We start from the raw sequence: 15,950 nt of genomic DNA on the forward strand, positions 1-15,950 counted from the left end.
TAATCACCCTGCCGTATCGTGCCGGAGGGAAGACCAGGTCAGGAAGCCATCGAGGTCACCAGCGAAGCCCAGGGGCCCAGGGAACCCACGGGAACATGGACAAAGTGCGAGCGGAAAGCGATCCACCGGTCGGTCTCCACCCTCGCCCGGCTCAGCCCCAGCACTTGGGCGACGGCCGACTTGAGGTTGTCGTAGCGGATCTTGGTCCGGGGAACACCGCCCAGCGTCCGAAGCGCATGCACGTGCCCCTCGAAGAACGCCTCCTGGCCGCACGAAGCGAAAACCCGGTGCACGGCCTTGCCCGAGTAGGACAGGCGAAGCGAGAACAAATAGCAGGTCACCAGCTCGCCGGCCAGACGCACCGTCACGTCGCCGAAGTCGACCTCCGCCTCGTGACCGGGCAGATGGGACTGAGGAACGAACGCTTCCACCGGAGCCTTGCCCGAGGCCGCGAGGATCTCCGGTTTCCGGTCGGAGACGTAGCGCCGGACCATCTGGTAGGAGACGTCGGCGCCGTGCTCCTCGACCAGCCGGTGGAAGATCCGAGTGATCGTGTGCCGTTGCTTGCTCGGCGCGTCGAGGTCTGTCCGAAGCATCTCGTCGATGACCGGCTTGTACGGATCCAGCGCGGTCGGCCGCGGCGGAAGCTTCTTGCGCGGCTCCGGCCAGACCGAGTCCACGGCCTTCTTCACGGTTCGCCACGACACGTTGTACTTGCGCTCAAGCTCGCGCATCTTCATGCCGGCACGGTGATCACGCCGGATCGCCGCGTACAGCTCGACCTTGGACATCTGCGGCATGACCAGGACCTTTCACCAGGAGCACCCCGATGCTGCCCTGGCAAGTACCCCAGTGCTGTCGAAACTCGTGAACATCACCCGACCGTGGATCTGAGTGCCTCCCAAACCCGTGAACAACTGACGGCACTACTGGTGAATAAAGCCATCGTGAACAAGATGCTCGCTGCTGCACTGTCCAGCTGACCTGTGGCCCCAGGCTGGGCAGCAGTAGGACCTCGGATTGGGCTCCACCCTGGACAACCTGGAGGAGAACCTGCGTAGTCGGCCACCGTCGTACCTGGAGCGGTTCAGACGGCCATCCTGGTCTCGGGGCGGCCACCACTTCAACGAAGCCCTATACGTCGTCGAAGCTGGGCTGACTCCATGGCTGGTCGGGGGGGTGGACCTTGAGTACCGAGAAGCTGGGTGATCTTCTCGGCTTCGTCACTTGAGAGATCTGAGAGCAGGCGTGCCGTGGTTCCGAGGAGGGCGTCCAGCGGTACCTGGGTACGTGCGCCGCGGGCGCTGGCGATTCCGGTGCCGAACAGGCACTGGAGAGTCTCGCCGGAGGGGATGCGGGCTTCGGCCTCGATGACTCCCTCGGCCTGTCCCAGCGCGTCACTGATGCCGTCGAGTTGGGCGTCGTGGGAGATGTCGTCGCCGGGGCCTCCGTATCCGACGTGGCGGTCCGTCACGACCATGCGAAGAGAGGTCAACGGGATGCCGAAGCGGTCGGCCCTGTTCCTCACCTCGTCGAGGCGGGGCAGGTCGTGCTCCTGCCCTTGCGGGAGCTGGCGTCGGGACTGGGCAACCAGCACATGGAAACGCGGGGTCTGAAGGATCAGCTGTCCGGCCTTCACCGCCCAGCGCCACGGGCTGATGTCCGCGTCTGCCGTGCCGGGCACGATCATGCAGACGCGGCTGGTCCAGAGCCGGATCGCCTCACGCATCAGGTGCTGAAGGTTGCCTGTGCCGGCGGCCGGGGTGCGCAGCAGGATGGAAAGGCTGATCATGCGGACGACCCGGTCCCAGAACGCGGCGTCGGCGATTTCTTCGGATTCCAGCAGGTACATCAGGGCCGTCTCGTCGAGATGGCCGACGCCTCGCTGGGGTGCGGGGAAGCTGGCGAGTGTGGATCCGCCGCCCTGCCAGAGCGCTGCGAGGAAGGTTGACATCCGGTCGGCGACGTCGGTGGTCATCCGTGCGGTGAGGGCGTCGACGGCATCGCGGGTGGGAACGCGTTCCCCCACGCGGGCGGCCTCGGCTCCCTGGACGACCGTGTTCAGGAACTTCTCGGTCGCCGCTTTGTCGAGGGTGCCGCGGCCGCCTTCGAGAACGGAGCGGGACACCAGATGCGGGATGCCAGGAGAGTCGTCGGCCGGCTGGAGTGCGCCGAGCGCGGAGGCGTCGAGGAGCAGCGCGGTGCTGCTGCCGGGAAGCGGGGGGAAGATCCCCTTGTTGCCGGGCAGTGGGCAGTTGACCGAGAGCGAGAAGCACCGGCCGGTCCGCGCGGGGAAGGCGGTGGAGGTCGTCCTCGAGTTCGCGCTGGTCCGATGTGGTGCGCAGATAGATGAACCGGCGCGGTGTGCGGGGTCTGCCGGGCCATTCGAGGACCATGTCGGGGACATGGGTGTGGTTGAAGAACTCGGTTTTGGTGACGGTGGCGCCGGGGTCCATGCGGCGCAGGTGCCGGGCGACGATGTCTTTGACCCGGGTGAACATCATCCGGTCGTCGGGCTCGTCCATGGCCTGGGAGATCGACTGTTCGACGATGTTCACCACGAGCCCTCTCTGCGGGTGAGTTCGGCGGCGACGATGGCTGCCCAGTCCTTGAGCGGCAGGAGGGTTTCCTGCTTGTCCGAGAGCACGATCAGCCACAGGCGTGCGGCGACCGACTGGGCGAGTTCGCTGTCCAGGAGTTTTCGGGCTTCCTCGGTGTCGCTGGTGCCGAAGACGCGGCTGCTGTGCTGCAGGACCGCGGCTTCCACCTGGCCGGGTGAGTTGAGGGTGGACCAGGAGTTCGCGCGGAAGGGTGCCCAGGTGATCCACATGAAGTGATCGCTGAGGTGGTGCTGGGCCTGGGCGGCTACGTAGCACTTGGCGAGGAACTCGTCGAACTGGGTTCCCTGGTCGCTGGGTTGCGCGTAGTTCTTGACCTCCGCGCAGAACATGTCGTTCTGGTAGGGGTCGCCGCGCATGGCGCCCCCCAGATCGAAGGAGAACGTCCGGCCTCCGTACGGCCAGGACAGAGTGAGCCGGCGACCGCAGGACTCCGAGTCCGTGTTCGCGTACGCGCCGAAGATACGCATCGTGCCCTCGAGCCACTGCTTGGCTCTGCGGGCTCCCGAGAAGCCCTTCACCTGAGCATCTTCGCCAACCACCACAGGCGTAGCTTAGTGCGATCGGATCATCACGGTGCGCTCGAATGGCTGAATCCCCGGCACGCCCACGCCTGCTGGCTCCAGGAAAGAGAGACCCACGGCCTGGGGAAGTAAGCAGACGGCGGGCTGGGGACCGGACGGTTACTGCGAACACGCCCGCCCGGATCGGCGAACACGAGACCGTGGTGGAGTGACCCATCATCCCGGCCTCCTGCGGACCGCTCCCCTGCAGGGAGAGACCACCTCGTCGCTGATCTGCCGCATCGCAAGCCGCTACGGGATGGAAGCGAAGGTATTGCGGTCGTACTGGCAGTGGCGCAACTACCCGCCAGGGCACGACGGCGGGGGCGCACGGGCCGACGCCGAGGTACTGCTGAACGCAGCCGGACGGCATCTCCTGGCAGGCCTGTGCGGCGTCGAAGAAGACATGCTGGCACGGGCGTTGCCGTCCTGGGGACAGGAGGACGCCAAGCTGTCGGCCGGAAGGAACGGGGTGCCGGCGGCGGCCTGGCGGACCGGGGGCACGGTCGCCGGGCCGGTCGCCTTCGGCTGCCGCCTGTGCGCCGCCCGGCGTACGGGGATGGCCGTGCGGGTGGTGCGGTACACGCCGCGATGGGAGCGGGTGTGTTTCCGGCACGGGCGGTGGCTCCTGGACGCGGACGCCGACCAGCCCTTGGAGCATCTGGACGTACGGGATCTGCCGGAGGTGGCCGCGGCGCAGCGGCGGTGGGCCGGTATGGCGCGGCGGGCAGCACGGACGGGGGCCGAGCCGGAGAGAGTATTCGCGCTGGCACACGCGGTGGTCGCCCGGTGGTGGGAACAGGCCCTGCACTGGGAGCGCGAGGCGATCTGGCCGCAGCGGCTGCACCAGGTGGCGGGCGGCAACGCCGGAACAGAGCTGGAGCGGTGGCGGATCGTGGGCCGGGACGCCGTCGTCTTCCCCGAAGTGGTGGCCGTCGCCGACGCACTGCTGGACCCGGTCATGGCCGAGCTGGTGTGGAGGGACAGCGGGGCCGGGCGACCGCGACCGCTGCCCGCCGACGGGTCGTTCTGCCGCCGGCTGGGCGAGCGTGTCGGGCGGGGGTGGTGGCTGGGGCCGCTGGCCGCCACCGACTACGGCGGCCCGCTGACCTCGTGGATGGGCGCGGTCATCCGGATCCGCCGCGGCGCCGGGGGCCCGCCCGGCTACGGCAACGATCCGTGGTGGCTGAGGCAGGAGCACCAGCCCGTCACCATGGCCGGACAACTGCGCGTCCTGTCCAAGGAACGCAGCGCGCCCGGCTCGGGCACCACGTGGCGCTCTGCGGTGCCGGCCGAGCAGCGGGCGCTGATCACCAGCCTGGTCAACGACGCAGAAGAGCAGCTGACCCAGCTGCGCGGCGCCCAGTACGGCAAGACCGCCGACGCCGCGCAGCAGTTGCTGGGCAACCTCGGCCATGCCGCCACACTGATCGAGCAGGCCGTACGGGAGACCGCAGCAGGAGCCCTCACGGCCGGGATGGCACTGGAGGATCTGGCACGCTGGGCCCGCCTGCCGGCCGATGTCCTCGCCGAAGCACTCGCCGACCACCACAACGAGCAGCAGACAAAAGGGCGGTGAGCATGCATCAGGAAGCCGGCAGGCGTGCACGGGCCGTCGTCCGCCGGGGCGGTACCTCATCGCCCGGCACTCGTGATCAAAATCCGTGAAGCCGCCCGCCAAGCAGGCAGAACGGGCTTGACTGGGGCGCGTGGGCAGCAAGAACACAGCGGCCGCATCGGGCGGCCGCTCACAGCACATGCAGACGGATACCGGATCCGAGTGGGAGGCGGTCTTCGTCGACCCCGTCGGGCAGGTGGTGCAGCAGCGGTGGCGGACGCGGTCCTCGCGGTGGCCTTCGAGGAGCTGGAGCCGGTGTCGGCGTTCCCGGTGGTGCCAGGGCGGCGGTGGGGGCCCGGCCAGTGGTGGTCGGCCACGACCGGCCGGCATGTGGCCTGCGGGTCGGCCGCGATGCGGGCGCAGCTGATGGTGCTGGACCGCGATCCTGAGGTGGTCGGCCTGGCCGGGCGGCCGGTCCGTCTGCTGTGGCGGGACGCGCGCGGCCAGGTGCGCTCGTGGGTACCGCAGCTCTTCGCCCGCCACCGCGACGGCACCGCTGTGCTGGCCGACTGTCCCAGCCACCCGGAGGCCGGCGGTGAACGGGCCCGGAAGGCAGCGAAGGTCCTTGAGGCGGCGTGCGCGCAGGCCGGCTGGAGCTACCGGCGCCTTGAGCCGCTGGAGAAGACCCTGACGGCGAACCTGAAATGGCTGGCCGGCTACCGCCACCCCCGCAAAGCCGGCCGTCCCCGTCTCGCGGCCGCCGTCCGTGAGACGTTCGCACAGCCGCGGCCGCTGATCGAGGGCGCCGAAGCGGCGGGCGACCCGATCGAAGTCCTGCCCGTCGTCTTCCACTCCCTATGGCACGGAAAGCTGACGACAGACCTGGAGACGCCGCTGCACGAGCGGGTCCTCGTCAGCACCGGCGCCGACGGTGCGAACGGCCGCGGCGGCCCGGGCAGCGGGGATGGACGATGAGCGTGCGGCGTGGCGGGCGGCCGGTGCTGCAGGTGGGAGCGCACGTCCGTTTTCGTGACCGCGTCTGGCAGGTCATCGCTGTGGCGGGGCAGCAGGTCCACCTAGCCGGCGAGACAGGCGAAGACGAGACGGTCGTGGCCGGGCATCTGTTCGCCGACCCGTCCTTCACCATCGTGGGCGCCGAGATGCCCCAGGCCGTGACGCAGTGGGGTCTGTTCGAAACCGCGCCCGAGGAGGCACGGCGCAAGGCGCTGGCCTGGCAGCGGCACATCCGCGAGGTGGAGTCCGGCCTGCCCGGCGGGACGGACAGCGGCGGGGTGCCCCGGGCCGAGTACGATCCCGACCGGTTCACGCTCGCACAGCGCGAGGAGGCCAAGGCCGCGGAGCTGACCGCGATCGGCTTCGGACCTGTCTCCCGGACCACGGTGCAGCGCATGCGCCTGGCCTACCGCAAGCAGGGCCTGTGGGGGCTGGTCGACCACCGCACCACCCGCCGGCCCGTGCCTACCGGACGCACCGACGAACGCGTCATCACCGCCATCGAGGAAGCGCTGCGCCGCCAGCGCGGCCGCTCCAAAGGCACCGTCAAGGGCCTGATGCCCCTGGTCACGCAGATCCTTACCGACCGGCATGGCCGCGGCACAGTGACCGCCCCCTCCCAGGCCACCTTCTACCGGCTCGTCCACCAACTCGCCGGTCCCGCCGAAAACCCCCACCGCCCCGCCCGCACTCTGCCCTCCCCGGCCGGCAGGCGGGCGTTCACTCCGACCGTGGCGCTGCGGCCGGGCGAGCAGGTGCAGGTCGACACCACGCGGCTGGATGTCCTGGCCGTCTTCGACGACGGCACCACCGGCCGGCCCGAACTCACGATCGCCGTAGATGTCGCCACCCGCGCCATCCTCGCCGCCGTCCTGCGCCCGGCCGGCACCAAGGCCGTGGATGCGGCCCTGCTGCTGGCGGAGATGGCCGTCCCGCACCCGGCCCGCCCCTCCTGGCCCGACGCGCTGCGCCTCGCCCACACCCAACTCCCCCACCTGAAAAGGCTGATGAGCCTGGACGAACGCCTTCAGGGCGCCGCCGCCCGGCCGGTCGTGGTGCCCGAGACGATCGTCGTGGACCGGGGCAAGATCTACCTGTCCACGGCGTTCAGCGCCGCCTGCGAAACTCTCGGCATCAGCGTCCAGCCCACCCCGCCCCACGCCCCCGCCGCCAAAGGCATCGTCGAGCGCACCTTCGGCACCATCAACGCCCTGCTGTGCCAGCACCTGCCCGGCTACACCGGCTCTGACGTCACCCGCCGCGGACCGGATGCCGAAACCGAGGCCTGCTTCAGCGTCGCCCAGCTGCAGGACCTGCTGGACGAATGGCTGATCCACTACCACCACCGCCCCCACGAAGGCCTGCGCCACCCCACCCTGCCCAAGAAGGCCCTCACCCCGAACCAGATGTGGGCCGCGCTGGTCGCCGTGGCCGGCCACGTGCCCCTCCCCCTCAGCGGCAGCGACTACCTCGAACTGCTGCCGGTGCGCTGGCAGGCCATCACCGAACGCGGCATCCGCGTCGACCACCGCACCTACGACCACGATGTCCTCGCCCCTTACCGCGGCCAGCCCTCCCCCGTCACGGCGCGCGGCGGCAAATGGGAAGTCCACACCAACCCCCACGACGCCCGCCAGGTCTGGATCCGCCTGCCCGACGGACACCTGTCAGAGATCCCGTGGATCCACCGCGACCACATCCACGAGCCGTTTAACAGCGCCACCTGGCAGCACATCAAAACCATCACCGCCCGCCACGGCGACCGCGACACCCACGAGGCCGACCTCGCCGACGCCCTCGACCAGCTCATGCGCCGAGCCCAGACCAGCACCGCCACCGCAGGCGAGCAACGCCTGATCACCCGCACCGCACCGCTGAAAACGCCCCCGCCGGCGGCCGACCACCGCACGCCCCACACCCGGGCCCTCAGGCCGACGGATGGGACGACGACAGTCTCGACGACCTCGACGACCTGCCTGACGACCCAGAGCAGGCTGATGGCGAGGAGGAAACCGTCGACAACGGCGACGCGCCCGTCCCGTACACCGGACTCGGCCTCTACGACCCCGCCCAGGAAGCCCTCAACTGGTGACCAACCCCGCACACAACCACCACGCCACCACCGACACCGAGGTACCACTGCCCGGCACGCACGCGGCAGAGCCGGAGTGGCCGATCACCACCTGGCAGGGCTGGCAGCACTTCGCCACCACCCCGCCCCTCGCCCCGCCCCAGCCCGGCGACGCACCCCGCAGCCCGGAAGAACGCCTCGCCTACCACTCCGCGTTCGTCACCGTCCGCACCCCCGCCATCAACACCCTCGCCACCCAGGTCCGCACCCTCATGCTGCTCGGCCGCCACCAGCAGACCACGGCCCGGCCCTCCCTGATCGTCACCGGCCCCGCCGCGGCCGGAAAGACCACCGCCCTCCTCGAAGTCGGACGCACCTGCCACCTCGCCCACACCCGCAAACACCCCGCCCCGCCCGGACGCACCCACCAGCAGGTGCCGGTCGCGTACCTGCTGGTGCCGCCCGGCGCCACCGCGAAAACCCTCGCCATCGAATTCGCCCGCTACCTCGGCATCCCCGTCACCACCCGCATGACCCAGGCCCAGATCACCAGCGCCGTCTGCCACACCTACACCCAAGCCGGCGTCCGCCTGGTCCTCATCGACGAGATCCACCGCCTCAACCCGCGTACGACCACCGGTGCCGAAGCCGCCGACCTGCTCAAAGACCTCACCGAACGCATCAAAGCAACCTTCGTCTACACCGGCATCGACGTCGCCGCCACACCCCTGTTCAGCGGCATACGCGGCGCCCAACTCGGAGGTAGTGACGAACATCGGGCACGTCAGGCAGGCGTTGGCATGCGGACAGGTCTTCTGTACCGGCAGGCCGCAGTAGCCGTTGGGCAGGGCCTGGGTCACTCGGCCGAGCCGCTGCTTGGCCCAGGTGGCCTCGGCCAGAGGGCCTTCCGGATCGACGGTGACGCTCTCGCCCTTGATGTTGACCTTGCGGGCCTTCTCCCAGTGTCGGCGGACGGTGGCGTCGTGAAGCCGGGCATAGTGGGCCGTCATCTCGCCGGAGGAATGATCGAGCAGGACGCGTACGACTTCCTGCGGGACATCCCGGTTGATCAGTCTGGTCCCAAAAGTGTGACGCCATTGATGTGGCGTCAGATGGACTGCCCTGCCGTGTTCATCGCGGACGTCGCACCGCTCCAGCCAGAGGTCGAGCTGCCCGCGGTAGGAGTGCGTGGTCAGCGGCCGGGCCCCGTCGGGGTTCATCCGGGGTGCCGGGAACAGCCACCGGCTGCCACTGGGCCAGCGGTCCAGGACGCGCTGCTGCTGCGTGGTGATCTCGTTCTCGACTTCCTCGTCGATCGGGACCAGGGCTTCGCGTTTCATCTTCCGGTTGAGGTAGCGCACGTAGGCGGCGCCGTCGGCGTCCCGGATGATGCAGTCGAAGGCCAGGTTGCAGGCGTCGCCGACGCGCAGTCCGCAGCGCATGAGGATCAAGGTCAGCACGCGGCCGTCGGGGTTGTGCCAGCGGTCGAGGTTGGCGGGCTGCTCGACCTGGGCCATCACGTGCTCGGCCAGCGCCCGGGGCAGCCGCTTGTCGGGGCGGGGGAAGTCGTCGGGGTAGAAGGTCGCGTTCGCCGGGAGACTCTGGTCCCAGCCGTGGCGGCGCACGGCGTTGAAGAACGCGTTGAGCGAGCCGATGTCCCGGCTGCGGGAACGGGTCGAGCGCGAGTCCTGGGCCAGGTCGGCGAGGTAGCGTTCCAGGACGGTCCGGTCCACGCGGGCGAGCTTGTCAGCGGCGACGCGGGGATCGGCCAGGAAGCCGGAGAAGCGGTTGAGGGCAAGGATGTCGACGACGGCCTGGTTGATGCTGCGGCCGATGCTCAGCCGCCAGCGCACGAATCGCTTGGCCGGCTCGCGCAGCCACGGCTGGGTGATGCGGTCGAACCGCAGCCGGGCCCGGGTGCCCTCGATGCCGAGTCGGCGCAGTTCCCATACGTCGCGCGGGAACTCGCTCTCCCAGCCGTTGCCGTGGACGAGGTCTTCCAGATGCGTGTACGCATAGCGTAGGAAGGCCAGTTGCCCGTTCTGGCTGTGGCTGGCACCTCGCATCGCCGCGTAGTACTCGCTCCACCGCTCCATCGGCCACTCCAGCAACGACGCGGTGCCGCTGGCGGCGGCCAGTCGGATCACCGGGGCGACGGCCGAGCTGTGGGTGTTGACCTGCCGGTCGTCGTGACGGCACTGGAGTGCGTACTGCAGCTCCAGTCGCAGCTGCCGCTGGCCGTCCAGCGGTCGGAAGTCGAACCGATCGTCGCCCGCTGCCTCGCAGCGGCGTACGAACTCCTCGATCTCGGGGCGGCCGACGGCCTGCCAGCGGGAGTTGTGGTTGTGGCAGAACGGCGACTTCCCCTGAGCCCACAGGGTGCAGAACGACAGCCGGCAGACCCGGCGGCCGTCGTCTTCGACCACCGGGAGACCCGCGGTCCAGATCTTCTTGTCGGGTTTGCCCGCTCGCTCCCAGAAGCCGTTGTGGCTCACGCATAGGCCCTGACGGGCCGCTCCGAAGCGGCATCCGGCGATGGCGCAGGCGGTCAGCTCGGACCGCCCGACCGGATCGGCTCCAGGATCGGCGATGAACGCTTCAACGTCCGGTTTCCCGCGGCGTTGCCAGCGGGAGTAGTGGCCGCGGCAGAGCTGGCGGGTGCGGGCTGGCGCGGGCAGCCGGGAACCCGGCAGGCACCCAGACCGAAGATCAGTTCCCCGGGCTCGGGGATGAACACATCCACCCGGAACTCCGGCCGGACGGCAGCCATCAACTTGCCCAGCAGTCCGGCGCCGGGAGACGGAACGGCGGAAGTCTCCTGGCTCACCAGCGCACCTCCCGGCCGGTCAGGAATCCTGCGGCTTCCAGAGCACGGCGGGCGTCCTCCACCGACAGGTGGCCGTAGATGTCGTGCGTGGTGGCGATCGAGGAATGTCCTAGCAAAGTGCTGACCACTTCGATCGGCACCCCCTGCCGCGGGAGCAAGGTCGCTCGGGTATGCCGGAGCCAGTGGGGGTCGAAGTCGATGCCGGTGTCGCGGCGCAGTCGCAGGACGAGATCGTAGACGGACGCGTAGGTCAGCGGGCGCCCGTAGGAGCCGCCCCACAGATTGACGAACATGTAGTCGCTGTCGAGGTCGCCGTACTCACCGTGGAGGTAGTCGGCGTAGAGCCATACGATCTCGGGGCCGACGGGAACGGTGCGGGGCGATGCGGACTTGGCCCTCGCCCGGTTGTCGTTGACGCGCGGCATGACGGTCAACTCGCCTTCCGCCGCAGCCAGGTCCTCGTGCCGCAAGCCCAGAGCTTCGCCGATCCGGACCCCGGTCTCCCACAGCAGTGCGAACAGGAACCGGTCCCGCAGCCGGGTGCAGGCGTCCAGGATCGTCTAGACCTGGGCGGCCGTCAGTATCGTCGGATGCGTGCGAGGCGTCTTCAGCTTGATCGTGCGACGCCGCTCCGGCTGGCCGCCGGCCAGGTGGTAGAGGAATGGCTTCCAGCCCGTGCGGCGGGCGCGGACCGGCTGCAGCTCGGTGACAAGGTCGCCGAGGTCCACTCCGTGGCGTGCGTGGAAGACGTACAGACCGCTGACGGCGGAGAGCTTCCGGTTGACCGTGGTGACCCCGCAGTGAGGCTCCGCCGAGGGCAGCAACGTCACACCGCCATGCCGTCCCGCAGGTGGCAGCCGGAGCCAGGCAACGAACTCGCCCAAGTCCTCCAGCCGGACCTCACGCCAGTCCAGACCGCGTCGGTCGAGGAACACGAACCAGTCCTTCAGATCATGGGCGTATGCCTTGATCGTGTTCGGCGACCGCTCGATGTCGGTCAGGTAGGCGAGGTAACGCTCGATCGGCTCGACTATCCCGCCTTCATTACCGAGGACCGTCCATGACTCAAGCGACGAGTCGGGCATCAGCACCCGTTGCACCAGCATCAAACCTCCCGGAGAACTGCCTGGTGGACGGCGGTAGATAACCACCTCCACCACATAGATCTCCGCCCGCCCCAGGCTCGTGCTGCACGTCATGGACACACTGCTGAGGACTCAAGAGAACTTGGACGAAGCGGGCAGGGTAGCCGAACTCGGTCAGATGTGTGATGTAGCAGTGCCTTGTGTCCGCAGAGGCCGTGTGCGGATGAGTTCGTGTGGTCATTGAGCAGAGCGGACGCTGCCGATGATTTTGCCACGTCCACGGTGGTCGGTGTTGCATTCCACGGCCTTCGGTGTGACACGAGTCACTCGAACCCCGAAGCGCGATCCGATGCCTGAAGGCAGGTCAGCCGAGCTCTACTGATGGATGTCGAAGATCACTGTGCGGTCGAAGAAGGTCTGACAAGCCCACAGACCGGCCCAAATGAGCACTATGGCAGCGCCGACGCCCACCGTCACGGCGGTGCCGATTGCGACATCCTTGGACCAGCCCTTGATTCCCTGCTTGTTCACAGTGTCTCCGCGTATTCAGCGAGAGAGGGGTCATCATGTCGCACTCCTGCAATGCGGGAGAGAAGATCGGCAACGGGCCGCCTGCGTTCGGGGCTCCCATGTCAGCTGCAGGAACCGATGGCGGCCTCAGGGCCCCGGAGTGTTCCGCGAATGTCCGGCTTTGATCACGGGATGCCGTGGAGGGTGAGGGAGGCTGCGGGGTCGGCGTGGGCTCGTCGGCCGCTGGCGGTGTTGGCCCATCCAGCGAGGCAAAGGCTGCTGCGGACGATGTCGCGGAGGGAGGCCATCACGGCGGGGGCGTTGCGCGTGCGGACCTGGCTGGCGTCCTCGCCGAAGGTGCAGTCCCTGATCCAGTGCACTCTGTTCTCGATGGTCCAGTGGCCTCGGACCCAGTCGGCAAGTTCCTCAGCACTGGCCTGTTCTGCCGTCAAGTCGGTGATCGCGTAGACGGTCTCGGTGGTCCACTTCTTCGTGCCCAGGCGGCGGCGCTTGCGACGGATTCGCAAGACCTGTCGGGCGTGCGGGAACAGCAGGTCCTTTACGGAGACGAGTTGGACGTCGCGCAGTTCCTCGCGGCCGTGGCCGCGCGCGGTGCTGCGGTGCAGGACCGGGATGTCCTTCCAAGGCAGCTGGCTCAGTTGGCCGACGAGATTGGGCTGGTTGTTCTTGATCATGAGCAGGTAGTGGGCCTGTCGGTGCTCCACGAGGTAGACGGCGTGGGCGCGTTGAGCGTGCAGAGCGTCCGCGGTCACCACGGCGTCCGTCAGGTCCGCGTCGTCGATCTGATCGAGCAGGGGGTGGAACTCAGGGATTTCGTTGGTCTTCGCACCGATCTCGCGAGCGGCGGCAGTGACCGCGTCGTGGTGGCGCGCGGCCGAGAGCACGAAGACCTGGCTTCCATCGGAGCGCTTGGCCCCGCGCAGGCACTTGCCATCCACCGCGAACGCGGCCCCGCGCGTGCCGCCAGGCGGGTCGGCCCACCTGGCGGCGTGGTGTGCGCGGCGCTGCTCACGCTCAGGCAGGCCGTCCGGCGTGTCCCGGTCCGACGCCGGTCGGGGCAGGGCAGCGAGACGGGCGAAACCGGCCCGGGTGAGCTCGGCAGGATCCACCCTGCCGTAGGCGTCGCGCAGGGTGCGCTCGTCCGGCGCGCGGTAGCGGCCGGCGAACGGGTCGTAGGGGGCTCCGAGCCGGCCCAGTACCTCCTGCCCGCAGCGGCGACCCCATTCCGCTATCGCGCCAAGGGAGTCGTGGTCTGCCGCACTCATCGCACACACCCCGATCGCCAGCAGTGTGGCCAGTCGGTAGCGCACCCCTCGTGGATCTCGCGGGTCGGGCACCCGGGCCAGCTGGTCGAGCAGTCCCTCCAACCCCGGAAGCTGCTTATGCGGCAGCAGCCATTGAGCGTCACGGACTCCACGTAAGTCTCCGAAGCTCGATCGCCGGTTACCGAAAGTCATATTCGGTGCGGTCCGGCTCCGTCCTGCCAGCGGTAGAGGTCGCGCAGCAGGGAGATCTCGGCGCCGTGATGGATCAGCTCCCTGTTGACGTGCAGGACCCTGTTCTCCATGGGAAACCGCTCGGGACCCACCGTGGGCGGATTGTCCAGGTCAGCGTCCGAGAGCTCGCGGACCCCCGCGTTCCATCTCCCATACATCTCATCGAGCTGTTTCAGCGCCTCGTCAGCGGTCCCCGCGTAGGCGAATGTCTCAGAGTCGACATCCTGGCCGCCGAAATACCATCCGACCCGATAGCCCAGGCAGGAGACGATGATGTGCGCCAGCCGCCAGGCAATCGTGGTCACCGGCGCGGGCGTCGGCACCAGGTCAGGGGACGCGTAGTCCAACGTCCATTCCCCCGGACCTTCCGAAATCGGTGCGGCCGACGTGCCACGCGGGCGGATGCTCCAGCAGTCACGCACCGGCTCCCAGAAGTACTCCTCGTCGGTAAGACCGTCCAGCCGTGGCCGCAGGTTCTTGCGCCAGTACCAATCCAACTGCTCCGCGAGCCGCTCGCTTCTTGTCATTGCCGCACACTACAGACCCGTCGAGCGAGTGATCGTCGCCGTCTGCGGTCATCCTCCACTGTCACAAACCCCACAGACAGTCATCCCTAAATGGCACAGAAGTCAATCGATCGGCCTTCGCTGGCAATCGATCAACACCCACTGACACAGGTCACCCACTGACCTGTGACAGTGAAGATGGACCGAATGCCACCGAAGTTGAGCCAACGCTAGTTTGTGACAACGAAGTTGGGCCAGCGGGGGATTCGGCAGGCGGGGGACGTGGTGGGGGCACCCGCCCAGGCAATCGATGAGGCTGCACTCGCGGCCTTTGAGCTGGACTTTTCCCTTGACGGGGTCCGTAGACGTCGGCTGCTGGGGTCTAGCTGGGATGTCCGGTTCGAGAGGTGGAGCCGGTCCGCGAGTTCTCGTGGCACAGGTACACGCGCGGCTTCGCGGGCTGGTACTACTCGGCGACGATGAGGGACCACGTCGGCTACGAGTCGTGGCTGGAGCGGGACCGGCTGGTCCTGCTGGACCGGGATCCGTAGGTGGTCGGCATCGCCTCGCAGCCGTTCTGGCTGCATTGGGATGCCGGGAGCCGGGGGCGGCGGCACGCGCCCGACTACTTCGTCCGGCTCGCCGACGGCGGAGCTCGCGTCGTTGATGTCCGTGCCGAGGACGACCTGGACGGGGAGACGCGGGAAGCCTTCGCCGCGACCGAGCGCGCGTGCCGGGCCGTGGGCTGGGAGTTTGCCTGGGCAGGGCGGCCGGATCCGATGTTCATGGCGAACATCCGCTGGCTGGCCCGCTACCGGCGGACCCGCTGCGGCCGGCCAGCGGAGGTGGCGGCCCGGCTGTTGGAGGTGTTCCGCGAGCCGAAGGGTCTGTGGGAGGGCGCCGGGCTGGTCGGAGACAGGCTGCGGGTGCTGCCGGTGCTGTTCCACCTGCTGTGGTCCGGAGCGTTGGAGACGGACCTGGCGGGCGCCTTGATGCAGACCGACAGCGTGGTCTGGACGGAGGGAAGCGGATGGGCGGGTTGAAACGACCGCCGGCCTTGGCGGTCGGCCAGAGGATCCAGCTCCAGGGCCAGGTCCGGGGGGTTCTTGAGGTCACTGCCCAAGCGGCGGCGGTGGAGGACACGGATGCGGGGCATCGGGTGGTTGCGCTGATCGACCTGTTCGAGGCGGCGGACTTCGAGGTCCTGTTCCAGCCCGAACGGATGCCGCTGCCGCAGGTCGGTCTGCTGGAGGCGTTCCCGCCCGAGGCGGTGAAGCAGGCCCTGTGGTGGGAGGGGCACATCCTGGAGGTCCTGCACGGGATCGCGCCGGACGCGGAGCCCGGCACGCAGCTGCGGCCGGGCTATGGACCGGGTTCCTCGGTGACGTCGCGGGAGCGGGTGAAGGCGGCTGAGCTGGCCGCAGCCAGCCATGCTGTCGCGGCCAAGACGATCGCCAGTCGGCGGCGTCGCTACCAGGCTGAGGGCCTGGTCGGGCTGGCGGACCGCCGTCCGGTCCGCCGGCGGGCGGAGTTCGGGTCGGTGCCCGAGGCAGTGGTCGAGGCGATGCGGAAGGCGATCAAGGAGGGCGTCGATACCTCGACCCGCAACGGGGCCTACCTGATCTGGCGGACCGGGGAGATCCGAGGTCGAGCTGCCGGCCCGCCGGACCCTTTACCGGCT

General features: G+C 68.9%; 14 protein-coding genes and 3 pseudogenes. 6 read left to right on the forward strand and 11 right to left on the reverse strand.

Features of this window, described 5'->3' with window-relative positions:
* Window positions 1–38 precede the first annotated feature (38 nt).
* From istA to ACIOMQ_RS37535, 3 genes are all read right to left on the reverse strand, one after another.
* The gene (gene istA / locus ACIOMQ_RS37525) at window positions 39–800 is read right to left on the reverse strand and encodes an IS21 family transposase (protein WP_402192241.1); all 762 of its coding nucleotides are present in this window, start codon (window positions 798–800) and stop codon (window positions 39–41) included.
* A 323-nt stretch (window positions 801–1,123) separates the two neighbouring features.
* A complete protein-coding gene (locus ACIOMQ_RS37530) occupies window positions 1,124–2,407 on the reverse strand; it encodes a hypothetical protein (RefSeq protein ID WP_402192244.1) in 1,284 nt (427 codons plus the stop codon).
* A 147-nt stretch (window positions 2,408–2,554) separates the two neighbouring features.
* Complete coding sequence (locus ACIOMQ_RS37535) at window positions 2,555–3,163, reverse strand: hypothetical protein (protein ID WP_401271307.1); 609 nt, start codon at window positions 3,161–3,163, stop codon at window positions 2,555–2,557.
* Between the two features lie 187 nt (window positions 3,164–3,350).
* On the opposite strand from ACIOMQ_RS37535, the gene ACIOMQ_RS37540 reads away from it, so the two are divergent.
* The 3 genes and pseudogenes from ACIOMQ_RS37540 to ACIOMQ_RS37550 form a co-directional block, all read left to right on the forward strand.
* Entirely contained in the window at window positions 3,351–4,760 is a 1,410-nt protein-coding gene (locus ACIOMQ_RS37540; RefSeq protein WP_402192246.1) for a DNA-binding protein, read from the forward strand.
* A 249-nt stretch (window positions 4,761–5,009) separates the two neighbouring features.
* Window positions 5,010–5,714 carry a TnsA-like heteromeric transposase endonuclease subunit gene (locus ACIOMQ_RS37545; protein WP_402192248.1) on the forward strand — a complete coding sequence of 235 codons (705 nt, stop codon included), beginning with the start codon at window positions 5,010–5,012 and terminating at the stop codon, window positions 5,712–5,714.
* A gap of 1,445 nt (window positions 5,715–7,159) precedes the next feature.
* Window positions 7,160–7,354, forward strand: a pseudogene (locus tag ACIOMQ_RS37550) (hypothetical protein); the annotation flags it as partial.
* Between the two features lie 66 nt (window positions 7,355–7,420).
* Here ACIOMQ_RS37550 and ACIOMQ_RS37555 read toward each other — a convergent pair.
* Window positions 7,421–7,603 carry a hypothetical protein gene (locus tag ACIOMQ_RS37555; RefSeq protein ID WP_402192250.1) on the reverse strand — a complete coding sequence of 61 codons (183 nt, stop codon included), beginning with the start codon at window positions 7,601–7,603 and terminating at the stop codon, window positions 7,421–7,423.
* A 325-nt stretch (window positions 7,604–7,928) separates the two neighbouring features.
* Here ACIOMQ_RS37555 and ACIOMQ_RS37560 point away from each other — a divergent pair.
* A pseudogene (locus tag ACIOMQ_RS37560) lies at window positions 7,929–8,588 on the forward strand (TniB family NTP-binding protein); the annotation flags it as partial.
* Window positions 8,589–8,864: 276 nt separating this feature from the next.
* Here the strand turns inward: ACIOMQ_RS37560 and ACIOMQ_RS37565 are convergent.
* From ACIOMQ_RS37565 to ACIOMQ_RS37595, 7 genes and pseudogenes are all read right to left on the reverse strand, one after another.
* Window positions 8,865–9,920 (reverse strand): annotated as a pseudogene (locus tag ACIOMQ_RS37565) (tyrosine-type recombinase/integrase); the annotation flags it as partial.
* 452 nt (window positions 9,921–10,372) lie between these two features.
* The gene (locus ACIOMQ_RS37570) at window positions 10,373–10,651 is read right to left on the reverse strand and encodes a hypothetical protein (RefSeq protein ID WP_402192253.1); all 279 of its coding nucleotides are present in this window, start codon (window positions 10,649–10,651) and stop codon (window positions 10,373–10,375) included.
* Complete coding sequence (locus ACIOMQ_RS37575) at window positions 10,648–11,208, reverse strand: tyrosine-type recombinase/integrase (RefSeq protein WP_402192305.1); 561 nt, start codon at window positions 11,206–11,208, stop codon at window positions 10,648–10,650. The genes ACIOMQ_RS37570 and ACIOMQ_RS37575 overlap by 4 nt, the downstream gene beginning before the upstream one ends.
* A gap of 3 nt (window positions 11,209–11,211) precedes the next feature.
* Window positions 11,212–11,850, reverse strand: coding sequence for a site-specific integrase (locus ACIOMQ_RS37580; RefSeq protein ID WP_402192255.1), 639 nt, complete (start codon window positions 11,848–11,850; stop codon window positions 11,212–11,214).
* Window positions 11,851–12,111: 261 nt separating this feature from the next.
* Entirely contained in the window at window positions 12,112–12,267 is a 156-nt protein-coding gene (locus ACIOMQ_RS37585; protein WP_402192257.1) for a hypothetical protein, read from the reverse strand.
* A 164-nt stretch (window positions 12,268–12,431) separates the two neighbouring features.
* Window positions 12,432–13,634 (reverse strand): ISAs1 family transposase, encoded by a 1,203-nt coding sequence (locus ACIOMQ_RS37590; protein WP_402192259.1) that lies wholly within the window; start codon window positions 13,632–13,634, stop codon window positions 12,432–12,434.
* Between the two features lie 86 nt (window positions 13,635–13,720).
* Window positions 13,721–14,290 (reverse strand): DinB family protein, encoded by a 570-nt coding sequence (locus tag ACIOMQ_RS37595; RefSeq protein ID WP_402192262.1) that lies wholly within the window; start codon window positions 14,288–14,290, stop codon window positions 13,721–13,723.
* 386 nt (window positions 14,291–14,676) lie between these two features.
* Here ACIOMQ_RS37595 and ACIOMQ_RS37600 point away from each other — a divergent pair, with 386 nt between their 5' ends.
* Both ACIOMQ_RS37600 and ACIOMQ_RS37605 read left to right on the forward strand, forming a co-directional pair.
* Entirely contained in the window at window positions 14,677–14,820 is a 144-nt protein-coding gene (locus ACIOMQ_RS37600; protein ID WP_402192264.1) for a hypothetical protein, read from the forward strand.
* Entirely contained in the window at window positions 14,821–15,312 is a 492-nt protein-coding gene (locus ACIOMQ_RS37605; RefSeq protein WP_402192266.1) for a TnsA-like heteromeric transposase endonuclease subunit, read from the forward strand.
* The last annotated feature ends 638 nt before the right edge of the window (window positions 15,313–15,950 follow it).

It is taken from the genome of Streptomyces sp. NPDC087845 (assembly GCF_044742755.1).
Classification (GTDB): Bacteria; Actinomycetota; Actinomycetes; order Streptomycetales; family Streptomycetaceae; genus Streptomyces.